Source organism: Litorimonas sp. WD9-15, assembly GCF_050271975.1.
Taxonomy (GTDB): Bacteria; Pseudomonadota; Alphaproteobacteria; order Caulobacterales; family Maricaulaceae; genus Litorimonas.
This window is the reverse complement of the sequence record NZ_CP189850.1, coordinates 929,029-947,599: the sequence shown is the minus strand read 5'-3', so window position 1 is coordinate 947,599 and position 18,571 is coordinate 929,029. Positions and strand designations below refer to the sequence as shown.

The window sequence follows — 18,571 nt, the reverse complement described above, 5'->3', positions numbered from 1 at the left end:
CGATAAAAAAAGGAGAAAGAAATGTTTCGCGCACCTCAGATTCAAACCATTCCCAACACAAACTCTACGCTCGCCGTTGCAGCCAACCCGCTGACGCTACAGCGTCGCCGTCGCGCGCGGAGAGCCCGTAAAGGTGTGAATGCAGAAGCCGTAAGGACGGCTTGGTTTTAGGCGAAACGAAACGTCTTAAAATTTCGAGCAAGAGGCGAACATGCCAAAACAGTATTTACGAACCAGCGAACAGGATTATTCCAATGACATTCAAGACACTTGCCTCCAGCGCTGGGAAGATGAAGGCGGAGCTGACCATGGTTATGTTGATCGTTCTGATTGGCGCGACAGCCTAGGTCCGGCGCATTATCCGTTCACCTCAACCTAAATAACGCGCTGAGGCCGTAGCCTTTGCGCATGCATTTGCAAACCTAAACACAACTCCCCCCGTATTTTTATAAATTACACCGCCCGGTTCCTCGTGAGCTGCGCGGATTTTTGGATAAGAGTCTTATGCCCCGTATTATCAATAAAGTTCAGGACTTTTTGAAACTGGAAACATCGGCTGGGTTTGTCCTGATGGGTGTCGCGCTACTCGCTCTGATTGCAAATAATTCTCCTCTATCGGGCTTTTATTCCAGCTTCCTGACCACGCCGGTGGAAGTACAGTTTGGAACGTTTGAGATTGCAAAACCTCTCTTGCTCTGGATTAATGATGGCTTGATGGCGATTTTCTTCTTCCTTGTTGGTTTGGAAATCAAAAGAGAAGTCATGGAGGGTGAGCTTTCCAACTTTAGCAAAGCCGCCATGCCAATTTTTGCCGCCTTTGGCGGTATCGTTGTTCCGGCGCTGATTTACGTCTATTTTAATATTTCCGACCCCGTAGCCATCCAGGGTTGGGCCATTCCTGCGGCGACTGACATTGCGTTTGCCTTGGGTGTCCTCGCTTTAGTGGGATCGCGCGCACCGGTTTCCCTCAAGATTTTACTCTTGGCTGTGGCCATTATTGATGATCTGGCCGCCATTATCATCATCGCCCTTTTCTACACACAGGAATTGTCCCTTGTGGCTCTGGGATGGGGCGGTATTGGCACAATCGGTCTGGTTATTCTCAACCGTATGGGCGTGATGCGGATCACGCCTTACGCGCTTATCGGCGTCTTCATCTGGGCTTGTGTGTTGAAATCTGGCGTCCATGCCACACTGGCCGGTGTGATCACAGCGCTGGCCATTCCGCTAAAGGCCAAAAACCCCGAAGCGAGCTCTCCTTTACACCGTGCCGAGCATGGTCTGCATATTTGGGTCGCCTTCCTCATCCTACCCCTCTTCGCCTTTGCGAATGCGGGTGTGTCCCTGAAAGGGATCAGTTTTGGTGATCTCCTCGCGCCGCTCCCCCTCGGGATTGCACTGGGCTTATTCGTCGGAAAGCAGATCGGCGTGTTTTCCTTCGCGTGGCTATCCGTCAAGCTAGGCCTTGCGAAATTACCGACCGGTGCCAATTGGTTGCAGATTTACGGTGTCGCTTGTTTAACAGGTATCGGCTTTACGATGAGCCTCTTTATCGGAACGCTCGCCTTTGATGGTGATGAAACCTTGAACGCTGTTCGATTGGGCGTGTTGATGGGATCCATTGCATCCGGCCTACTAGGGTTTGCCTTACTGCGGTTCTTCTGTAATGAGCCCAAAACTGTTGAAGAACATCCAATCGGATAAGCTTCATTCAAACCCTGACGCGTATCTAAGCTGGGGTCTGAGTGGCTCATCAGGGGAAAATACATGGCCGACACGAAAACACTTAAGAAGAACCTGACCCTGTTTGACGTCTATGCGATGTCAACAGGCGCAATGTTCAGTTCAGGCCTGTTCTTACTCCCCGGGATTGCCGCTTCCTATACAGGCAACTCCGTTTGGCTGGCTTATTTCCTCGCGGGCTTTCTTATTCTTCCGGCCATGTATTGTATGGCGGAATTATCGACAGCCATGCCAAAAGCCGGCGGCACCTATTACTTCCTCGACCGGGCCATGGGGCCGCTTATGGGGACGATTGGTGGACTGGGGTCTTGGGTTGCCGTTGTTTTTAAAAGCGCTTTTGCGCTTGTGGGAATGGGGGCTTATCTGGGGATTTATCTGGATTTACCTTTTACACTCACGGCAATACTGCTGACCTTTGCCTTTGGTCTTATTAATGTTTTCGGGGCCAAGGAAACGACCCTGCTCCAACGCATTCTTGTGACAACGCTGGTCGGCATACTGATTGTCTTTGTTATATTGGGTTTGCGGGAAACCGGGATTGTCAACGCCTTGCAACCCTCTGATGAACATGGAAGCTATTTCAAGACGGGCATCGTGGGTTTCGTATCGACCATCGGCCTCGTTTTCGTCTCCTATGCAGGCCTAACCAAAGTCGCGAGTGTTGCCGAAGAAGTGCAAAATCCGGACCGGAATATCCCGCTCGGCATGACGTTATCCCTGATTACGGCCACGGTTATTTATACACTCGGGACGCTTATCCTGATCGAAGTTTTAGAACCCGAAGAACTTTACGGCAGCCTGACGCCCATTGCGGATGCGGGTCGGAAGTTTCTAAACTGGGCTCCATTTGATCTTGGGGTTATTTTGATCGTCGTGGCAGCGATTGCGGCTTTTGCTTCGACCGGTAATGCGGGTATTATGTCAGCCTCGCGCTACCCTTATGCGATGGCAAAGGATAAGCTTGTCCCGAACCAACTTTCAAAAATCGGCAGGTTTGGAACTCCCACGGTCGCGATTATATTTACCGTCCTGGCCATGGTCGCCGTCCTGTTACTCTTTGACGTTGCCTCTGTTGCAAAGCTGGCCAGTGCGTTTCAGCTCTTACTCTTTGGTCTGGTCTGTATCGCAGTGATCGTGATGCGTGAGTCAAAAATCCCGACTTATCGTCCGGGTTTCCGCGCACCGTTCTATCCTTGGCTACAGATCGTCGGAATCCTGATTTCTTTCTGGTTGATTATTGAAATGGGTATTCTCGCTATCGCCTTTACGGGCATGGTCATCATTGGCTGCGTGTTGTGGTATCACTTCTATGCCTCCGGTAATTTAGAACGCCGCGGCGCAATTTTCCACATCCACGAACGACTGGGACAACAGCGTTATGAGGGGTTGGAACGCGAGCTTATGACGATCATTCACGACCGGACACAGGCCGAGAACCTCTCCTATGAGGCCCTGATTGCACGGTCTGTCATGATGGACTTCCGCTATGGCAGTTATGATAGCGCCCATCTGGAAGAAATTTTGTCCGAGCAAGCAACGTCCCGATTTGACGTTCCCGTGGATGTTATCTCCGAGATGATGAAGGAAGAAAACCTCTCCTTCCGCCCAATCAGTCCCGGCGTACATATTGTCTATCAAACCCATGAAGAATTGGAAGAGCCGGAACTCTTCGTGCTTCGCTTTGGACCGCAGGCACGACTAAATATTAAAACAGCGTCTGAAGCGCATACATTAATGTTTCTCATTGTGCCGCCAAAACCCGAAGGGCTCGACCTCCGTCTGGCCGGTCATATCGCGGAAGTTGTACAGAGCGATCATTTCGAGAGACGATGGACCAGAGCCGAGAGCGAACGGGATATGAATGAAATCCTGATGCGGGATGACCATTTCCTTCACGGCCCGCTCTCGCAATTCCCCGTCCTTCTAGAACAGGCCGGACAAAAAATTGCGGATATTTCGTTGCCCGCATCCTGTCTAATCGCAATTATTGAACGGGATGGAGATATTATTGTCGCCACACCGGGTACCCATTTAGAAGCGACGGATGAAGTCGCCATCATTGGGGAACCCGTGGACTTAAAAGCTCTGTGCGAAAAACCCACTAAGCCAGTCACGGAATAAGTCTATGTCGTCTGAGCTGATACTTTCGACAATTTTGTCGCCCATCGTTCTCTTCTTCGTTCTCGGGTTGGGAGCAGCGCTGCTCAGATCTCAGATGACGGTCCCCGAAGCCTTTGCCAAAGGCCTGGCGATCTATTTGATGATGGCAATCGGCTTGAAGGGCGGTGTGGAAATGTCCAAAACCGCGCTGACAGCTGATATATTCCTCATTGCTTTCGTCGCCTTATTATTATCATTCGCGACACCGTTCCTGTCCTATATGATGTTACGGGTGACCAGCAAGATGAGCCGTCTGGACGCCGCTGCGACGGCCGGGCATTACGGTTCAATTTCTATCGTGACCTTCGTGGCTGCGACGCAGGCGCTGCAACTCGCGGGGATTGTGACCTCCGGATATATGGTCGCGATGGCGGCCCTGATGGAAGTTCCGGCAATTATGTCAGCCCTGCTTCTGGCGCAACGCAGCATGAAAAAGAGCGGTGAGGTCGCGGGTTCTGAAAAAGGTGAGCTTTTTCGCGAAGTATTCCTCAACGCCTCCGTTGTCGTCCTCGTCGGCGCGCTGGTAATCGGATGGATTACCGGAGAAGCAGGCATGGAAAAAGTGGCGCCGTTCTTCGTAACACCGTTCCAAGGTGTCCTCTGCCTCTTCTTGTTGGATATGGGCCTAAATGCAGGGCGCGGCTTACGCCAGGGGTGGAAGCAACTTGATATAGGTGCATTGAGCTTCGGTATTTCCATGCCCCTGATCAGTGCGGTGATTACGACGGGGCTCTGTGCATTAATGGGGCTTTCCGTCGGTGATGCAGCCCTGCTCATCACGCTGGCCGCGTCAGCCTCTTATATCGCTGTTCCCGCCGCCATGCGATTGGCCCTGCCCAAAGCGCAGCCATCTATTTATCTCACCCTCTCCCTTGGCGTGACATTCCCGTTTAATTTGACCTTGGGCATTCCGCTCTACATTCTGCTCGCGCAGTGGGTTGGAGGATAGTCATCATGCATACGAAAAAACGTTTAGAACTCATCATCGAAAAGCCCGCCCTAAAACGGGCCTGCCGCGTTTTGGAAGAAGCAGGCGTCAAGGGCTACACGACTTTCTCTGCCATGGGTGGATATGGTGCAAATACACGGTGGCAGCGCGGCACGGACCTCTCCGCCAGTCGGGATATGGTCATGATTATTTCAGTTCTGGACGCAAAAGATATGGAGACAGCGATAGGAAAGCTGGAAAATCTTGTGGGATCGCATATCGGTGTTTTGAGCCTGACAGACGTGCAAGTCCTCCGCCCCGAAAAGTTTTAACATTATTGAGCTACTAAGCCTCAAAACACCTCGAATTCCGTCGCAGGAGAGACCTGTCTTTTTGTTGACTTACAAAATGAAATCTGCGGCGTCGATATCTGCGACATCCGTATTCAGGATGAGGATATCGTCGCCATTGCCCAAATCAACGATGACGTGACTACCGGCTTTACGGATATTGCCTTCTAATTCCGAGAAATCATTAAAGTCGAAAAACGTCAGATCAATCTTGTCCTTCCCGGCCAGATCAAAATCGACAATACGGTCACGGCCTGTTCCCGCCTCAAAGACAAAAATATCGTTACCGCCATCGCCGCGTAATCTGTCATTACCTGCACCGCCATTGATGATATCGCCACCACTGCCGCCGCGAATATTGTCCAGCCCGTCACCGCCGAGTAGCGTGTCCGTTCCCGGCCCGCCAAAAATAATATCATCGCCGGCAGCGCCCGTGACATTGTCATTACCAAATCCGGCAGCCAAAATGTCATTACCCGTCTGACCGTCAAGTTCATCATCACCGTTGCCGCCGATCAATCTGTCGGAGCCTCCGCCGCCAATAAGGGCGTCATTGCCGTCACCACCTTCGAGTTTGTCATTTCCAGAACCGCCCAAGAGGCTGTCATTACCGTCTTCACCAAAGAGTTCATCATTTCCGCGCCCGCCAAAGAGTTGATCATTGCCAAGATCACCTGACAAAACATCATCATCATCACCGCCATTTAAAACGTCAGATTCGATACCACCTGTCAGCCTGTCATCGCCGCCCAGACCGTTGAAAAATGCGCGTTCTGCGCCCGCAACCATCACGTCGTCACCCGCGCCACCATCAAAACCTTCGACCGAAAAGAACATAATTGAGCCGATTGAAGCACCACCCGCATCAAAAAGGTCCGCTTCGCCCGTGCCAAAGTCTACATTGACTGACGCGACACTGTCGTCCAGCGCGATAACATCGCGGTCTTCGCCACCATTGATGTCATGCATTCCAGAACCAATGATAAATCTATCATCGCCGGTATCACCGAAAAGACCCGAATCTGCGCTGCCAATGTTGATAATCGTATCATCGCCGTCGCCTCCCCGGATACGGCTTAGGACATTTAACATATTCGTAATTGTATCATTCCCATTTCCGCCCAGAATGTCTCCGCTGACTTCGCCAGTATTGGTGATAATGTCATTCCCTTCACCGCCCTCAATATTGGAGAGAACATCAGCTTCATTGGTGATCGTGTCATCCCCGTCCTCACCTTCAATGTTCGAGCTCACTTCGCCGCGATTGGTGATGATATCGTTCCCGAACCCACCCAATAAATTACTGAAAATGATTGCATTGCTTGCGTTTGTTATTGTGTCATTACCACTACCGCCATTGACGTTCGATAAAACCGCACCTTCATTGAGAATCGTGTCATCACCAGACTCGCCATCAATATCTGAACCGACCTCACCCCGGTTCGTGATCACATCATTCTCAGTACCCGCGAAAATGCCTAGAAAAATGGTGGAGCCGACAGATGTGTTGATCGTGTCCACGCCTTGTCCGCCAAGGACATCACCAAAAACTGTGCCGTTATTGGCGATCATGTCATCATCATTTGCGCCGTTAATAGAGCCATCAACCAAGCTATTATTTGTAATGAAATCCGCCCCGTCATTTCCGTTAATATCTTCAGATACAGTGCCTTCATTCAGAATCGTGTCGTTACCATCATCACCGAGGATGCTGGCGCTGAGCTCGCCGCGATGCGTGATGATGTCATCACCTGTACCGCCGCGAATTCTACCAAATTGCCCCGTGATGACGGAATCTACCGAAGTTATAATCGTATCATTTCCTGAGCCGCCAACAATTTCCGCTCCAACGATACCATTATTATTGATGGCATCGTCATCATCGCCACCATTGATGCCGGCAGTCAGCTCGCCATCATTCGTAATTGTATCTATGCCATCACCGCCTTGTAAGGTTAAGGCTGTGCCTGTGGAGGTGTTTAAAATCGTATCATCACCAACATCCCCGCGAATATTGCCCGTGACTTCGCCACGATTGGTGATCGTGTCATCGCCGATACCGCCGGAAATATTAGCAATCGTGCCAGCTTGATTATTGACGATCGTATCATTCCCATCACTTGCCGAGACATTCCCCGTCAGCGTGCCATCATTTGTGATAAAATCAGTTTCGTTCCCACCGGAAATACCGCCATTTACAAGACCGTTATTGGTAAAGGTGTTTGTTCCGCTGGAGGCAGATAAAAACCTCGCCGTTCCGTTGTTTGTAATTGTATCATCATCCAGACCGCCGAAAATCTGTCCGGCCGTTCCATTATTGAGTATGATATCATCTCCAGAGCTACCAAAGATATTTGAATCGATACGTCCATTATTCTCAACCGTATCATTCCCGTTCCCTGCGAAAATGGTACCCGTCACAATACCGTTGGACGCAATCGTGATTGAGTCATTTCCGTCGAAACCATTAACGGTATCTACAGTCTCATTTCTGATAATTATGACATCATTCCCACTCGTCCCATCAACATCAAAGAAAGGCGTAGGAATATTCGCGGGTGTGTAATCCGACATTGGGAATATTAGAACGCTCGTGACTTCGGATAGTGCGCTTACATCCTTGAACAGATCATCGCGGTCAAACGTAAACGCTTGAAAATCAGTGGTAGCAGATGTCTGAGTGAAGAAGCGTTTCATAATAAGTCTCTTAAGGCGATATTGGGGAATTAAAGTCTGTATCTAAAACAAGGATGATAACCAAAGTTAGGATAAGAATGCCAGCTAAAAGAATGAGTTAAACTTGCGAATATTGCCGCACTTCTCGATTGAATCCCCGTCCCGAACACCTCACATAATCTCCATATGTCTGCCAACCCCACATTCACCCTGTCCGACCTCGATACCCGTGCGCGGGACATCTTTCGGGATGTTGTCGATAGCTATCTCCTGACCGGGCAGCCTGTTGGCTCTAAGACTCTTGCGCTGTCCGAGGGGCGGTCGCTCTCCCCCGCGACTATTCGCGCCGTTATGGCGGAACTGTCTCGCTACGGCCTGCTCCATTCCCCGCATGTCAGTGCGGGGCGGGTGCCGACACAGGCGGGGTTGCGGCTCTTCGTCGACGGTCTGCTGGAGATTGGCGACTTGAGCGCGGGCGAGCGTCAACGTATGGAGGCGCGGCTCTCGTCCGCCGGAGCGGAACCGGACCAGCTTTTGGGGCAAGCCTCAGCTATGCTCGCCGGATTGGCAGGCGGGGCAGGACTTGTGCTGGCACCGGAAAGCGGGGCAGAAGAACAGCCATTGCGTCATGTGGAGTTCGTGAATCTTGACGGCGGGCAGGCCCTCGTTGTGATGGTCCATGCCGATGGGCGGGTGGAGAACCGGATCATGCCGCGTCCCGACGGATTGCTGCCGTCTTCCCTCGAACGCGCTGGTAATTTTCTGTCAGCACGGCTCAAGGGGCGGAAGCTGTCCGAGGCGCGGGCTGACGTCCTCAAAGAAATCGCAGCCGGTGAGGCGCAGATTGATGCGGCGGCGCAGGCGCTTATCAAAAAGGGACTCGCGGAATGGTCGTCGCCCTCGGATGCCGCAAAACGCAATTTGATTGTCCGCGGACAGTCGCGACTCCTTGACAATCTGGAGGCTCGAACCGATGTGGAGCGCATCCGTCAGTTGTTCGACGATTTGGAGCGGCAGGAAGAGTTGATCGACCTGCTGGACCGCGCGGAACAGGCCGACGGTGTGAAGATCTTTATCGGCTCGGAGAACCCCCTTTTCTCCCTGTCGGGATCATCGGTCATGATCGCGCCCTACCGCGATCGCGACCAGAATATATTGGGGGCGTTGGGCGTGATTGGCCCGACGCGACTGAACTATGCGCGGGTCATTCCGATTATGGATTACACCGCCACCATTCTAGGCCGCCTGATGGGCGACAAATAGAGAGACGAGCAATGACCGGTGACAATGATACGCCCGCAGGTGACGAGTGGGATGACCTCCTGAAAGACATTAATTCTGAGAAGTCAGAGCAAAAGCGCCGCGCCGCCGCACAGGCTGCTGCCGATGATATTCTGAAGGCTGCAGGCAAGGCCGAGCCGGAAGACTTGGAAGCGCCCGAACCCGATGCGGGTGCGGCGGCTGTTGCGCGGATCGAGGAATTGGAACTCGAACTCGCGACCCTCAAGGATCAAGCCCTCCGCGCCATGGCCGATGCCGAGAACGTCAAGCGCCGCTCTGAGAAAGAGGTCGCCGCTGCGCGGGTCTTCGGGATTGAGCGTTTTGCGAATGATATTCTCTCAGTCCACGACAATCTTTCCCGCGCCTTGTTGACGCTGGAAGGCACAGACAAATCCGAACTTGGTGAGAATGCGAAGAACCTCGTCGAAGGCATCGAACTGACAGAAAAAGACCTCATGGCCGCCCTCGCCCGTCACGGCGTAACAGCTGTCCCCGGCGTCGGCAGCAAGTTCGACCCGAACGTTCATCAGGCCGTCGCGAACATCCCATCATCCGAGGAGAAAGGCAATGTCGCGACCGTCATGCAGACGGGCTTTAAGATTGGTGACCGGACTTTGCGCGCGGCGATGGTCGCGGTGAGTACGGGCAAGAGCGCTTAAAATTCCCGAACTCCCCGAAGTTGAAACTGTCCGGCGGGGACTAGCCCCCGTTATGGAAGGCGCGACTTTCGCGAAAGTCACGCTGAACCGACCCGACCTGCGGTTTCCCTTCGACCCTGATTTTATCGCGCGGGTGCAGGGGCAGACCCTCACTCGTCTGACCCGCCGCGCAAAATTCCTGCAGGCGGAACTCTCCTCCGGTGAGCGGCTCTTCATGCATCTGGGGATGAGCGGGCGGTTCATAATTGAGGGTGATCCTTCACTCGTCAATTTCGTGCATGAACATGCCGCCAATCCAAAACATCATCATGTCGTGTTTGAGATGGATAATGGCACAACCATTACATTCAACGATCCGCGTCGGTTCGGGTTCATGGAACTCGTCGCCGCAGACGCGCCCTACCGCCTCGACCATATCGGGCCGGAACCGCTGGGAAATGGCTTTAGCGGTCCTGTCCTGCGCGCAGCCCTGAAAGGCAAGAAGAGCAAGATCAAGGCCGCACTCCTCGACCAACGCATTGTGGCGGGGCTAGGCAATATCTATGTCTGCGAAGCGCTCTACCGCACGGGCATTTCACCGCGCCGCGCGGCGGGACGGTTAAAGGTCGAGGAAACTGATGCGCTGGCCGGACATATCAAAGACGTTCTGACGGAAGCCATAGCAGCAGGCGGCAGCTCCCTACGCGATTTCAGCAATACGGACGGCAAACTCGGCTATTTCCAACACAGTTTCGACGTCTATGGCCGCGAGGGGGAAGCCTGCAAGATCTGCGACGCGCCGATTAAGCGTATTGTGCAGAGCGGGCGGAGTTCGTTTTATTGCGGGGCGTGTCAGAGGTGAAGACCAGAAGGTCCACGCACAAATTGATTCCTGTTGGGCTGGGAACCCGGTGGGCCGCAATACAAGTTGATATGCTGTTTCTGTCAGCCATAATCGGAATACCGCTTAATATTTTCGTACCGGCTGACCCGTCAGACGGCGTTGTGCTTTTGATAGTTTTTGGACTGTTTTCTCTCTATTTCACAATTGGGAATGCCTGTTTCGAAGCCACAGTCGGTCAGCGCGTTTTGGGTTAACAAATCATACCGGCTATTGACGAAAAACCTCACTACATCGTCAGGTTTATACTGGGCTTTGTCGCCTTCTTTTTAGGCTTCATAACGTGGCTCGGAAATCGCCATGTCAAAGATGGTACATATTGGTGGGACTACGAATCCAATACGCGTGCCGTTCCCCTTCACTACGTTGCACCCAATTGAACTCCCCGCCCTGCCACGCTATGCGGGCCGATAGAATTTTGAGAGAGAGCATCCCCCAATGGCTTATGACGATATTGAACTGACGCGTGACGGCGCGGTGGCCATCATTCAGATGGACCGCCCCAAGGCGCTAAACGCCCTGAACCTGAATATGATGAAAGAGCTCGCCGATGCGCTGAGCAAGCTGGAAGCGGATGATTCCGTGAGCTGTGTCATCCTAACCGGGAATGAGAAAGCTTTCGCCGCAGGGGCGGACATTAAAGATATGGCCGAGGATGATTATCTGGGCCTGTATAAAAATGACCGGTTCGAGGAAAACCACATGGCCACAGAGCGGTTCCGCAAGCCGATCATCGCGGCGGTCGCGGGTTACGCCTTGGGCGGTGGCTGCGAAGTCGCCATGATGTGTGATTTCATCATCGCGGCAGATAATGCGAAATTCGGCCAGCCTGAGATAAATCTGGGCGTCATGCCCGGTATGGGCGGGACGCAACGCATGCTCCGCGCGGTTGGCAAAGCCAAGACGATGGACCTCTGTCTGACGGGTCGGATGATGGACGCGGATGAGGCGGAACGGGCCGGACTCGTCAGTCGCGTTGTGCCGCTGGATAAGTTGATGGAGACGGCGAAAGAGGCCGCGGCCAAAATCGCGAGCCAATCCCAACCCATCGCCATGATGACCAAAGAGACAGTTGAGGCCGGATTCGAGATGAGCCTTGCCCAAGGCATCCGCTATGAGCGTCGCCTGTTCCAGAGCATGTTTACAACCCATGACCAGAAGGAAGGCATGGCCGCTTTCATCGAGAAGCGGAAACCGCATTTTAAAAATCGGTAGGGCACTGTAGAGCCGTCTAAACGCCCTATTGACGACCTGCGACTCCCTCCGTATATGGCCACCAAGAATTAGCCTGCCCGCGCATGGACGCGGGCTTTGTGCATTGAACGAAGATGAAAGAGTGAAACATGGCAAATACGTCCTCCGCTAAGAAGAACGTCCGTAAAATGGCCCGCAAGACGGCCGTCAACAAAGCCCGTCGGTCATCCGTCCGGACTTTCCTGCGTCGCGTCGAAGATGCGATCACGGCAGGTGATAAGACAGCTGCAACAGCTGCCCTGAAAGATGCAGAGCCCGCCATGATGCGCGCCGTGTCCAAAGGCATCTTCCACAAGAACACAGCCAGCCGCAAAATTTCGCGTCTGAACAAGCGCGTTAAAGCGATCGGCTAATTGCCGCTCTCTTACTTTGGCCGCCTGCGCTGCGGTCCCGTAGATTTCAAAGCCGTATTCCCTTAGGGAGGCGGCTTTTTTCATGGCGGGTTGATCTCGGCAGGGCGGTTTCCGCGCGGCGATCTCTTGCAAAAATTTACAAGAATCGGGTGAAACCTCGCCGCGTCCCAACACCCCTGACGAACCGTTCAGAGTCAAGAATTTTCTGTGACAAATTTGTGAATTTATTTTCAGTGGAAAAACGGTTGCGATTCAAAGGCCTTTTCGAGTCAAGAACTGAATCGGTGCCGATTCGATTTTTATCACGTTGACGGTATGAAAAAGGGCTGGTTAATAAGGGTCATCGGATGTGCCCGCGGGGGCAGGACCATCCGGTTCGGGGAAACCCTGACACGTCTATCACTGTGGAAGTGAGGATGGGACAGGTGTTCACATTAGATAAGGATTTCAAAGACTTGTGTTTTCAGGTCGCCGGTTTCGTACGGCTTGGAAACAAATGGTCTTTCGATAGGAGATGGCAATGGGCAGAGCGGCTGACAGTATGACAGACAGAGTGAAGGCCCCTGATCTTTATACAGGTGAGCCGCCCCTGCAATCCGCACATAATACGTGGAAACAGGTTAAGACAGATTTGGCCTATGCATTGGGTCCGAATGTTCACCGCTCTTGGACCGGACGCCTGCACATTACGCAAGCGGACGAATCCATTGTCACCCTCGCCGCGCCCACAAAATTTATCACCTCCAAGATTGAAGCCAATTACGCGGATACTGTCCGCCGTCTCTGGGAGAAACATGATCAGGTCGATCCCCCGCGCCGTTTGTCCTTTGTCGCCAATCCAGGTGCCGTCCGCGCACCAATCCGGACCGCCCAGCCCGCTGACCGCGTCGCAGGGCTTGGCGCATCCATCCCTTCAGAGCGCGCAGCGGCAGCGCCCAAAATAGAAGCGGAAATAGCGCCCGCAACAGCCACAGGCGAAAGCCCGCGTGATCGCTTCACCTTTGACAATTTCGTTGTCGGCCAATCCAATGAGCTTGCCATGGCTGTCGCGCGCCAAGTCGCGCAGAATGCCGGAAAGGGTCGCGCACCGCAATATAATCCCATCGTCATTCACGGCACGAATGGGATGGGGAAGACCCACTTGCTCTATGCGATTGAAAATGCGTTCCGCGAGAATTCGCCGGAAAAACGCATGCGCTTCATCTCCGCAGAAGATTTTGTCTCAACCTTCGTCGCTTCTGTGCGCGGTCAGGGCCGCGAGGGGATTTCAGCGTTTAAAGCCTCCCTGCGCGACGTCGACCTACTCGTCATAGATGATGCGCATTTCATTGCGGATAAGCCGGGCAGCCAGGAAGAACTGCTCCATACGCTCGTCAGCCTTGTCGATGGCGGCAAACAAATCCTGATCGCCGCCGACCGCCATCCGGACAAGATCGACAAAGCGTCAGAGCGCCTCAAGAGCTATATGTCGTCCGGATTGGTTTGTAAGATCGGCGCGGCGGATTATGAGCTACGTCTGCGTATTCTCGACCGCCTGATCCAGCGCCGCCGGACCAGCGGACAGCCGGACCTTGCCATTCCGCAAAATGCGCGCGACCATCTCGCCGCGCGCATGAATGCGACACCGCGCGATCTCGAAGGCGCCTTTAACCAGATCGTCGCGCAGAGCGAATTTCTCGGCACAGCCATCACCTTGGAAAGCGTGCAGGAGACCCTCTCGGATTCACGCTACATGATGGGCCAACGCCTAACGGTAGACCGCATCCAACGCGCCGTCTGCGAAGTCTTCTCCGTTACGCCGACGGATATGGTCAGCAAGCGCCGCGCCCGCGTCATCGCACGTCCGCGACAGGTCGCCATGTATCTGTCCAAAAAATTGACCAAACGCTCACTGCCCGATATTGGCCGTCGCTTTGGCGGACGTGACCACACAACGGTCATGCACGCCGTCAAGCGCATCGACCAACTCCGCGCCGATGACGCCGCCTTCAACGCGCAGATCGAGACAGTGGAAACGTTGTTGAAGGCTTAGAGCTTATAAAGCCTATCCCACCAATAGGTTGCGTTTGACGATCCGTCAGGTTTAACCTGACGTCATGTTTCTCCGCCTTTTACTCTCCCTTTGCCTCTCCCTCATGATTGGGGTTTCTGCCGTCGCCGCAGAACCCGATTACGCCAAACTGGATGATGCAACACTCTCGCAATTGATGGAGGCCGGTGACGGCCAAGCCGCCTTCACGCTCGCCTTCAATGCGATGGAGGCTTTGGAAGAACAGACCGTGACCTCGGATCAAGCAGACGCCGTTATAGCCATGATGCTCCGGGCTGATGAGCTTGGCAGTGCTGAAGCCCCGAATGCCCTCGCCCTGATTTATGAAGGACAAATTTTTGAAACCGTGACGCCTGACTCTGTGAAAGCCGGAGCTGCCCTCGAACGGGCCGTAGAGCGGGGCAGCGAGGCTGCTGCTCTCAATCTAGGCTTACGGTTGCTGGGGAATGAAGACCCTGCTGCACATGATCGCGCATTTTCGCTTCTGGATCCCTTACGTGAATCAGAAACGATAGGCGCCCTCACCGCCAGTCAGCTTCTGGAGCCATACCTCATGGGGTATGGGGCGCGGGCCCCGCAAATGGATAAGGTCCGTGAAACCGCGACGCAATGTAGTGAACACGAACCCTCAGAAAGCTATTGCGCTTTTATCATGGGACGGGCTTTACAAAGCGGCTGGGGCGGGCCGACGGATCCAGCGGCCGCAACCCCATGGTTCGCACAGTCTGCCAAAGCTGGCGATGCAAGAGCCCAATGGTATTATGCCATGGCCCTCTTACAGGGGCTTGGCATAGCCGTTGATCAGGCTGAGGCTTATAAATGGGTAAAAGCGTCCGCCGAACAGAATCATATAAATGGATTAATCAGTTTTGCCGTTATGAGCGCGCAAGGCGACGGCACTGATGTCAATTTTCAAGCCGCATTTGATGCCTATGACACCGCCGCTAAATTGGGGAGCGCCCATGCCTTGCGCGGCCTGTCAGGTATGTTGATTTCGGGTGAAGGCCGCGCTGTGGAATTGGATAAAGGTTTGGCGGGATTAATCGTCGCCGCCGATAATGGCGACGATCTCGCTTTAAAACTCTTTGATATGATGATCGAGGGCTCAGCCTCACCCGAGGAAAAACGAGCGGCTCAACGCTTAAAGCTTTCCGCAGAGATTAACGAGGTGAAGACCAAATATGGCTTCACCCCCTGAGTTATAAGGTAAGCCCTACTCCGCCTCATAATCGCGGACCAGTTGATCCATAAACCGAACGCCCCAGCCTGCATGGCCTTTGGGGGCTGTTGGAGTTGGGCTGTCACGCCAGTCGACGCCGGCCATATCAATATGAACCCACGGTTGATCCTCTTCGACAAATGTGCCGATCACCGCTGCGCCGATAGAAGCACCCGGTGAACCGGCCGTCGATTTAATATCAGCGATGTCGGATTTGATTTGCTTATAATGGTTAGGATGAAGCGGGAGCGGCCAGACGTCTTCGCCGGACCGTTCACCAATATCCATCATCGTCTGTGCGAGTTCGAAATCGCGTGTAATCACACCGCCATATTCATCGCTCAAGGCGCGTCCAACAGAGCCTGTCAGAGTTGCGATATTGACAATGAGCTCGGGCTCGTATTTTTCAATCGTATAGGGCACAGCATCGACGAACAGGAGTCGACCTTCCGCATCGGTCGACATAACTTCAATCGTTTTACCGTTATAAGTCGTCAGCACATCCCCCGGACGAATGGCTTTCCCGTCCGGCATATTTTCGGCGAGTGGCATGACGCCGACAAGATTGATATCCGCGCCGCGTTTCGCCGTCGAAATCAATGTCCCTGCGACAGCCGCCGCACCGGACAGATCGGATTTCATCAACCACTGACCGCTATTGGGTTTCAGGCTGATCCCGCCCGTATCAAAGGTGATGCCCTTTCCGACTAGAGCAAGCGGAGCTTCGCTGGAGGCCGCGCCGTTATATTCCAGAATGAGCAAACGCGGATCATGGACGGACCCCTTCCCGACACCGAGGATGGCGCCCATCCCCTCGCGTTCCATCTCGCGCACGCCCATGACACTGATTTTCAGGTTCGCGATACCGCGCGATTCATTGCGGACGCGGTCGACAAATGTTTCGGGATAAACTTCAAGCCCCGGCGCATTGCCGAGATCGCGGACCATGGAGATCGCATCGGCAACACCTTCATAATCCGTCTCCGTCAGCGCATCTGCCGCACGGTTATCTGAGCCCGCAAAAATCACGTCCCGATCTTCGGGCAGGTCGCCCGTTTTATAAGTCGTGAAGCTGTAATCGCCGAGGCGGTAACCCAGGGCCAGATCCGCGCTTGGTGCAGTGACATCCGTGTTTAATCCGTCAACGACAATCGTCAGCGCCCCCTCACCCGGTGCTTTGACGGCATGTCCACCCAGATCATGAAGATTACGACGCGTGAGAACATCCCCGCCCGTTCCAATGACAGTCACGGACTTCATATCCCCAAGTCCATAGAAATGCTGGCTGGTCCCGAAATCACCCTTAAATCCAGAGCCTTCAATCGCACGGGTCAGCGCGTCAGACATCTCGTCGTTCATATCCGCCGGCAGGCTCAAGTCATCATTCAGATAGAGCACAACATGATCGCTGAGCGCCGTATCGGCGGCGGCGAATGAAATATCGTCGGCAAAGGCCGGAGCCGCCATGAGCGAGAGGGCCGCGGATGTGAGAGCCGTTTGACGGATTGAAAGGCGCATGATGATCTCCTGTAATAGTTTCTTACATTTACCTACGAATGAGAGACGAACAGGGCCATCATATTTTTACTATGGGAAATATGGGTTCTGCCTATGGGCGGATCATCGCCGCCGTTTCAGGTAGAACACACTGGGATAGGTATCGGTTTTGACGTGGTAACATTCCCAGCCCTGCAGGCCGAAATTATTCAGCATCGTCTCGCTGCTGGCGCGAATGGAATCGCCTGTCAGGCCTTTGCTGTCGCCCTGTATGATTTTATATTCCCAACGGTCCGACATCTAACTCGCCCGCTTAAGATAAAGGCGCTGTGACGTGCCGTAAGGCGTGACCGAGACAAGCTCCCATCCCTCAATGCCCAATCGCGTGAGGCGGTCTTGAATCTGCGCATCATGTTTTTCGATCTTTGAATTCCACATTGAGACCTTCACCGTCTCAACTCTATACTGCCAACGTTTACTCATCCTTCGTCTCCTTTTTGAGGCGTCCTTCGCGGCGCAGGGCCTCACGTAGGGCCCATTCGATCTGGCCATTGAGCGAACGGAGATCATCCGCGGCCCAGGCCTTCATAGCGGACAGCACCGGAGCGCTGATCCGCAGGGGATATGATTTCTTATCCGGCACAGGGTCCTAGTAGAGGGAGCCGGTATTCACGACGGGCTGTGTGGCCTTGTCGGAGCAGAGAACGACGAGCAGGTTGGACACCATAGCCGCGCGGCGTTCATCATCCAGCTCGACAATGTCTTTGGCGGAGAGCGCATTGAGCGCATCCTCGACCATACCGACCGCGCCTTCGACAATCTGCTTCCGTGCGGCGATAATCGCACCGGCCTGTTGGCGTTGCAGCATGGCACCCGCAATCTCCGGAGCATAGGCGAGATGCGAAATCCGTGCCTCGATGACATTGATCCCGGCCTTGGATAGGCGGTCCTGGATTTCATCCCGCAGGCGGTCGGAGATTTCAGTCGGATGCGACCGCAGGCTGATCGTACCGTCACTATGTTGGTCATAGGGATAGCTGGTCGCCATGGCGCGGATGGCGGCCTCGGACTGAATTTGTACAAAGCTCTCATAATCGTCGACATTAAAGACGGCTTCCGCAGAGTCGTTGACTTCCCAGACAACAATCGCAGCGATTTCAATCGGGGAGCCGTCCAGTTCGTTGACTTTCAACTTGCCGCTCTCAAAGTTGCGCACGCGCAGACTGATCTTCTGTTTCGTGTAGAACGGGTTGTTAAAGCGAAGACCCGGTGTGCGAACCGTGCCGATATATTTCCCGAATAGGGACAGGACCGCCGATTGGTTGGGTTCGACTTTATACAGGCCGGATAGACCGGTCAGAATAATTAAACTTCCAATGACGAGGAGAAGTAATTTCATCCCCTTTGGCTCAATATTTATAACGCCAAAAACCAACGCGGCTGACGCAGCCAGCAATACAAACAGGAACGGTATACCGCTCGTGGATTTGACTTCTCTTTCTCTAATTTCGGCCATGAAAT

General features: G+C 53.6%; 18 protein-coding genes. 13 read left to right on the top strand and 5 right to left on the bottom strand.

The window, feature by feature from the left end; all coding sequences use genetic code 11:
* The first annotated feature begins 21 nt into the window (after window positions 1–21).
* The 5 genes from ACP9M6_RS04505 to ACP9M6_RS04485 all read left to right on the top strand — a co-directional run bounded on the left by ACP9M6_RS04505 (window position 22) and on the right by ACP9M6_RS04485 (window position 5,163).
* Complete coding sequence (locus ACP9M6_RS04505) at window positions 22–171, top strand: hypothetical protein (RefSeq protein WP_427453860.1); 150 nt, start codon at window positions 22–24, stop codon at window positions 169–171.
* Window positions 172–504: 333 nt separating this feature from the next.
* The gene (nhaA, locus tag ACP9M6_RS04500; RefSeq protein WP_427453859.1) at window positions 505–1,704 is read left to right on the top strand and encodes a Na+/H+ antiporter NhaA; all 1,200 of its coding nucleotides are present in this window, start codon (window positions 505–507) and stop codon (window positions 1,702–1,704) included.
* Between the two features lie 63 nt (window positions 1,705–1,767).
* Entirely contained in the window at window positions 1,768–3,864 is a 2,097-nt protein-coding gene (locus ACP9M6_RS04495; RefSeq protein WP_427453857.1) for an amino acid permease, read from the top strand.
* Between the two features lie 4 nt (window positions 3,865–3,868).
* A complete protein-coding gene (locus ACP9M6_RS04490) occupies window positions 3,869–4,852 on the top strand; it encodes a sodium-dependent bicarbonate transport family permease (RefSeq protein WP_427453856.1) in 984 nt (327 codons plus the stop codon).
* 5 nt (window positions 4,853–4,857) lie between these two features.
* Window positions 4,858–5,163: a DUF190 domain-containing protein gene (locus ACP9M6_RS04485; protein ID WP_427453854.1), complete on the top strand. Its 306-nt coding sequence runs from the start codon at window positions 4,858–4,860 to the stop codon at window positions 5,161–5,163.
* 69 nt (window positions 5,164–5,232) lie between these two features.
* On the opposite strand, the gene ACP9M6_RS04480 is transcribed toward ACP9M6_RS04485, so the two are convergent.
* Window positions 5,233–7,878 (bottom strand): hypothetical protein, encoded by a 2,646-nt coding sequence (locus ACP9M6_RS04480; RefSeq protein WP_427453852.1) that lies wholly within the window; start codon window positions 7,876–7,878, stop codon window positions 5,233–5,235.
* A gap of 165 nt (window positions 7,879–8,043) precedes the next feature.
* Here ACP9M6_RS04480 and hrcA point away from each other — a divergent pair, with 165 nt between their 5' ends.
* The 8 genes from hrcA to ACP9M6_RS04440 all read left to right on the top strand — a co-directional run bounded on the left by hrcA (window position 8,044) and on the right by ACP9M6_RS04440 (window position 15,532).
* On the top strand, window positions 8,044–9,120 hold the full coding sequence (gene hrcA, locus ACP9M6_RS04475) for a heat-inducible transcriptional repressor HrcA (protein WP_427453850.1): 1,077 nt from the start codon (window positions 8,044–8,046) through the stop codon (window positions 9,118–9,120).
* Between the two features lie 11 nt (window positions 9,121–9,131).
* Window positions 9,132–9,797, top strand: coding sequence for a nucleotide exchange factor GrpE (locus ACP9M6_RS04470; protein WP_427453848.1), 666 nt, complete (start codon window positions 9,132–9,134; stop codon window positions 9,795–9,797).
* A 1-nt stretch (window position 9,798) separates the two neighbouring features.
* Window positions 9,799–10,638 carry a bifunctional DNA-formamidopyrimidine glycosylase/DNA-(apurinic or apyrimidinic site) lyase gene (mutM, locus tag ACP9M6_RS04465; protein ID WP_427454752.1) on the top strand — a complete coding sequence of 280 codons (840 nt, stop codon included), beginning with the start codon at window positions 9,799–9,801 and terminating at the stop codon, window positions 10,636–10,638.
* Between the two features lie 71 nt (window positions 10,639–10,709).
* Window positions 10,710–10,874 (top strand): hypothetical protein, encoded by a 165-nt coding sequence (locus tag ACP9M6_RS04460; protein WP_427453846.1) that lies wholly within the window; start codon window positions 10,710–10,712, stop codon window positions 10,872–10,874.
* Window positions 10,875–11,115: 241 nt separating this feature from the next.
* Complete coding sequence (locus ACP9M6_RS04455; RefSeq protein ID WP_427453844.1) at window positions 11,116–11,892, top strand: enoyl-CoA hydratase; 777 nt, start codon at window positions 11,116–11,118, stop codon at window positions 11,890–11,892.
* Window positions 11,893–12,020: 128 nt separating this feature from the next.
* Window positions 12,021–12,284, top strand: coding sequence for a 30S ribosomal protein S20 (rpsT, locus tag ACP9M6_RS04450; protein WP_427453842.1), 264 nt, complete (start codon window positions 12,021–12,023; stop codon window positions 12,282–12,284).
* 520 nt (window positions 12,285–12,804) lie between these two features.
* Complete coding sequence (gene dnaA / locus ACP9M6_RS04445) at window positions 12,805–14,316, top strand: chromosomal replication initiator protein DnaA (RefSeq protein WP_427453840.1); 1,512 nt, start codon at window positions 12,805–12,807, stop codon at window positions 14,314–14,316.
* 64 nt (window positions 14,317–14,380) lie between these two features.
* A complete protein-coding gene (locus ACP9M6_RS04440; RefSeq protein WP_427453838.1) occupies window positions 14,381–15,532 on the top strand; it encodes a tetratricopeptide repeat protein in 1,152 nt (383 codons plus the stop codon).
* Window positions 15,533–15,547: 15 nt separating this feature from the next.
* On the opposite strand, the gene ACP9M6_RS04435 is transcribed toward ACP9M6_RS04440, so the two are convergent.
* The 4 genes from ACP9M6_RS04435 to ACP9M6_RS04420 form a co-directional block, all read right to left on the bottom strand.
* Window positions 15,548–17,071: a leucyl aminopeptidase family protein gene (locus ACP9M6_RS04435; protein ID WP_427453836.1), complete on the bottom strand. Its 1,524-nt coding sequence runs from the start codon at window positions 17,069–17,071 to the stop codon at window positions 15,548–15,550.
* A 102-nt stretch (window positions 17,072–17,173) separates the two neighbouring features.
* A complete protein-coding gene (locus ACP9M6_RS04430) occupies window positions 17,174–17,350 on the bottom strand; it encodes a hypothetical protein (RefSeq protein ID WP_427453834.1) in 177 nt (58 codons plus the stop codon).
* The gene (locus ACP9M6_RS04425; protein WP_427453832.1) at window positions 17,351–17,533 is read right to left on the bottom strand and encodes a hypothetical protein; all 183 of its coding nucleotides are present in this window, start codon (window positions 17,531–17,533) and stop codon (window positions 17,351–17,353) included.
* Between the two features lie 166 nt (window positions 17,534–17,699).
* Window positions 17,700–18,557: an SPFH domain-containing protein gene (locus tag ACP9M6_RS04420; RefSeq protein WP_427454751.1), complete on the bottom strand. Its 858-nt coding sequence runs from the start codon at window positions 18,555–18,557 to the stop codon at window positions 17,700–17,702.
* Window positions 18,558–18,571 lie beyond the last annotated feature (14 nt).

Coding starts and splice junctions, on each gene's coding strand:
- ACP9M6_RS04505 (WP_427453860.1), top strand. CDS start 22: ATGTTTCGCGCACCTCAGATTCAAACCATTCCCAACACAAACTCTACG.
- nhaA (WP_427453859.1), top strand. CDS start 505: ATGCCCCGTATTATCAATAAAGTTCAGGACTTTTTGAAACTGGAAACA.
- ACP9M6_RS04495 (WP_427453857.1), top strand. CDS start 1,768: ATGGCCGACACGAAAACACTTAAGAAGAACCTGACCCTGTTTGACGTC.
- ACP9M6_RS04490 (WP_427453856.1), top strand. CDS start 3,869: ATGTCGTCTGAGCTGATACTTTCGACAATTTTGTCGCCCATCGTTCTC.
- ACP9M6_RS04485 (WP_427453854.1), top strand. CDS start 4,858: ATGCATACGAAAAAACGTTTAGAACTCATCATCGAAAAGCCCGCCCTA.
- ACP9M6_RS04480 (WP_427453852.1), bottom strand. CDS start 7,878: ATGAAACGCTTCTTCACTCAGACATCTGCTACCACTGATTTTCAAGCG.
- hrcA (WP_427453850.1), top strand. CDS start 8,044: ATGTCTGCCAACCCCACATTCACCCTGTCCGACCTCGATACCCGTGCG.
- ACP9M6_RS04470 (WP_427453848.1), top strand. CDS start 9,132: ATGACCGGTGACAATGATACGCCCGCAGGTGACGAGTGGGATGACCTC.
- ACP9M6_RS04460 (WP_427453846.1), top strand. CDS start 10,710: ATGCTGTTTCTGTCAGCCATAATCGGAATACCGCTTAATATTTTCGTA.
- ACP9M6_RS04455 (WP_427453844.1), top strand. CDS start 11,116: ATGGCTTATGACGATATTGAACTGACGCGTGACGGCGCGGTGGCCATC.
- rpsT (WP_427453842.1), top strand. CDS start 12,021: ATGGCAAATACGTCCTCCGCTAAGAAGAACGTCCGTAAAATGGCCCGC.
- dnaA (WP_427453840.1), top strand. CDS start 12,805: ATGGGCAGAGCGGCTGACAGTATGACAGACAGAGTGAAGGCCCCTGAT.
- ACP9M6_RS04440 (WP_427453838.1), top strand. CDS start 14,381: ATGTTTCTCCGCCTTTTACTCTCCCTTTGCCTCTCCCTCATGATTGGG.
- ACP9M6_RS04435 (WP_427453836.1), bottom strand. CDS start 17,071: ATGCGCCTTTCAATCCGTCAAACGGCTCTCACATCCGCGGCCCTCTCG.
- ACP9M6_RS04430 (WP_427453834.1), bottom strand. CDS start 17,350: ATGTCGGACCGTTGGGAATATAAAATCATACAGGGCGACAGCAAAGGC.
- ACP9M6_RS04425 (WP_427453832.1), bottom strand. CDS start 17,533: ATGAGTAAACGTTGGCAGTATAGAGTTGAGACGGTGAAGGTCTCAATG.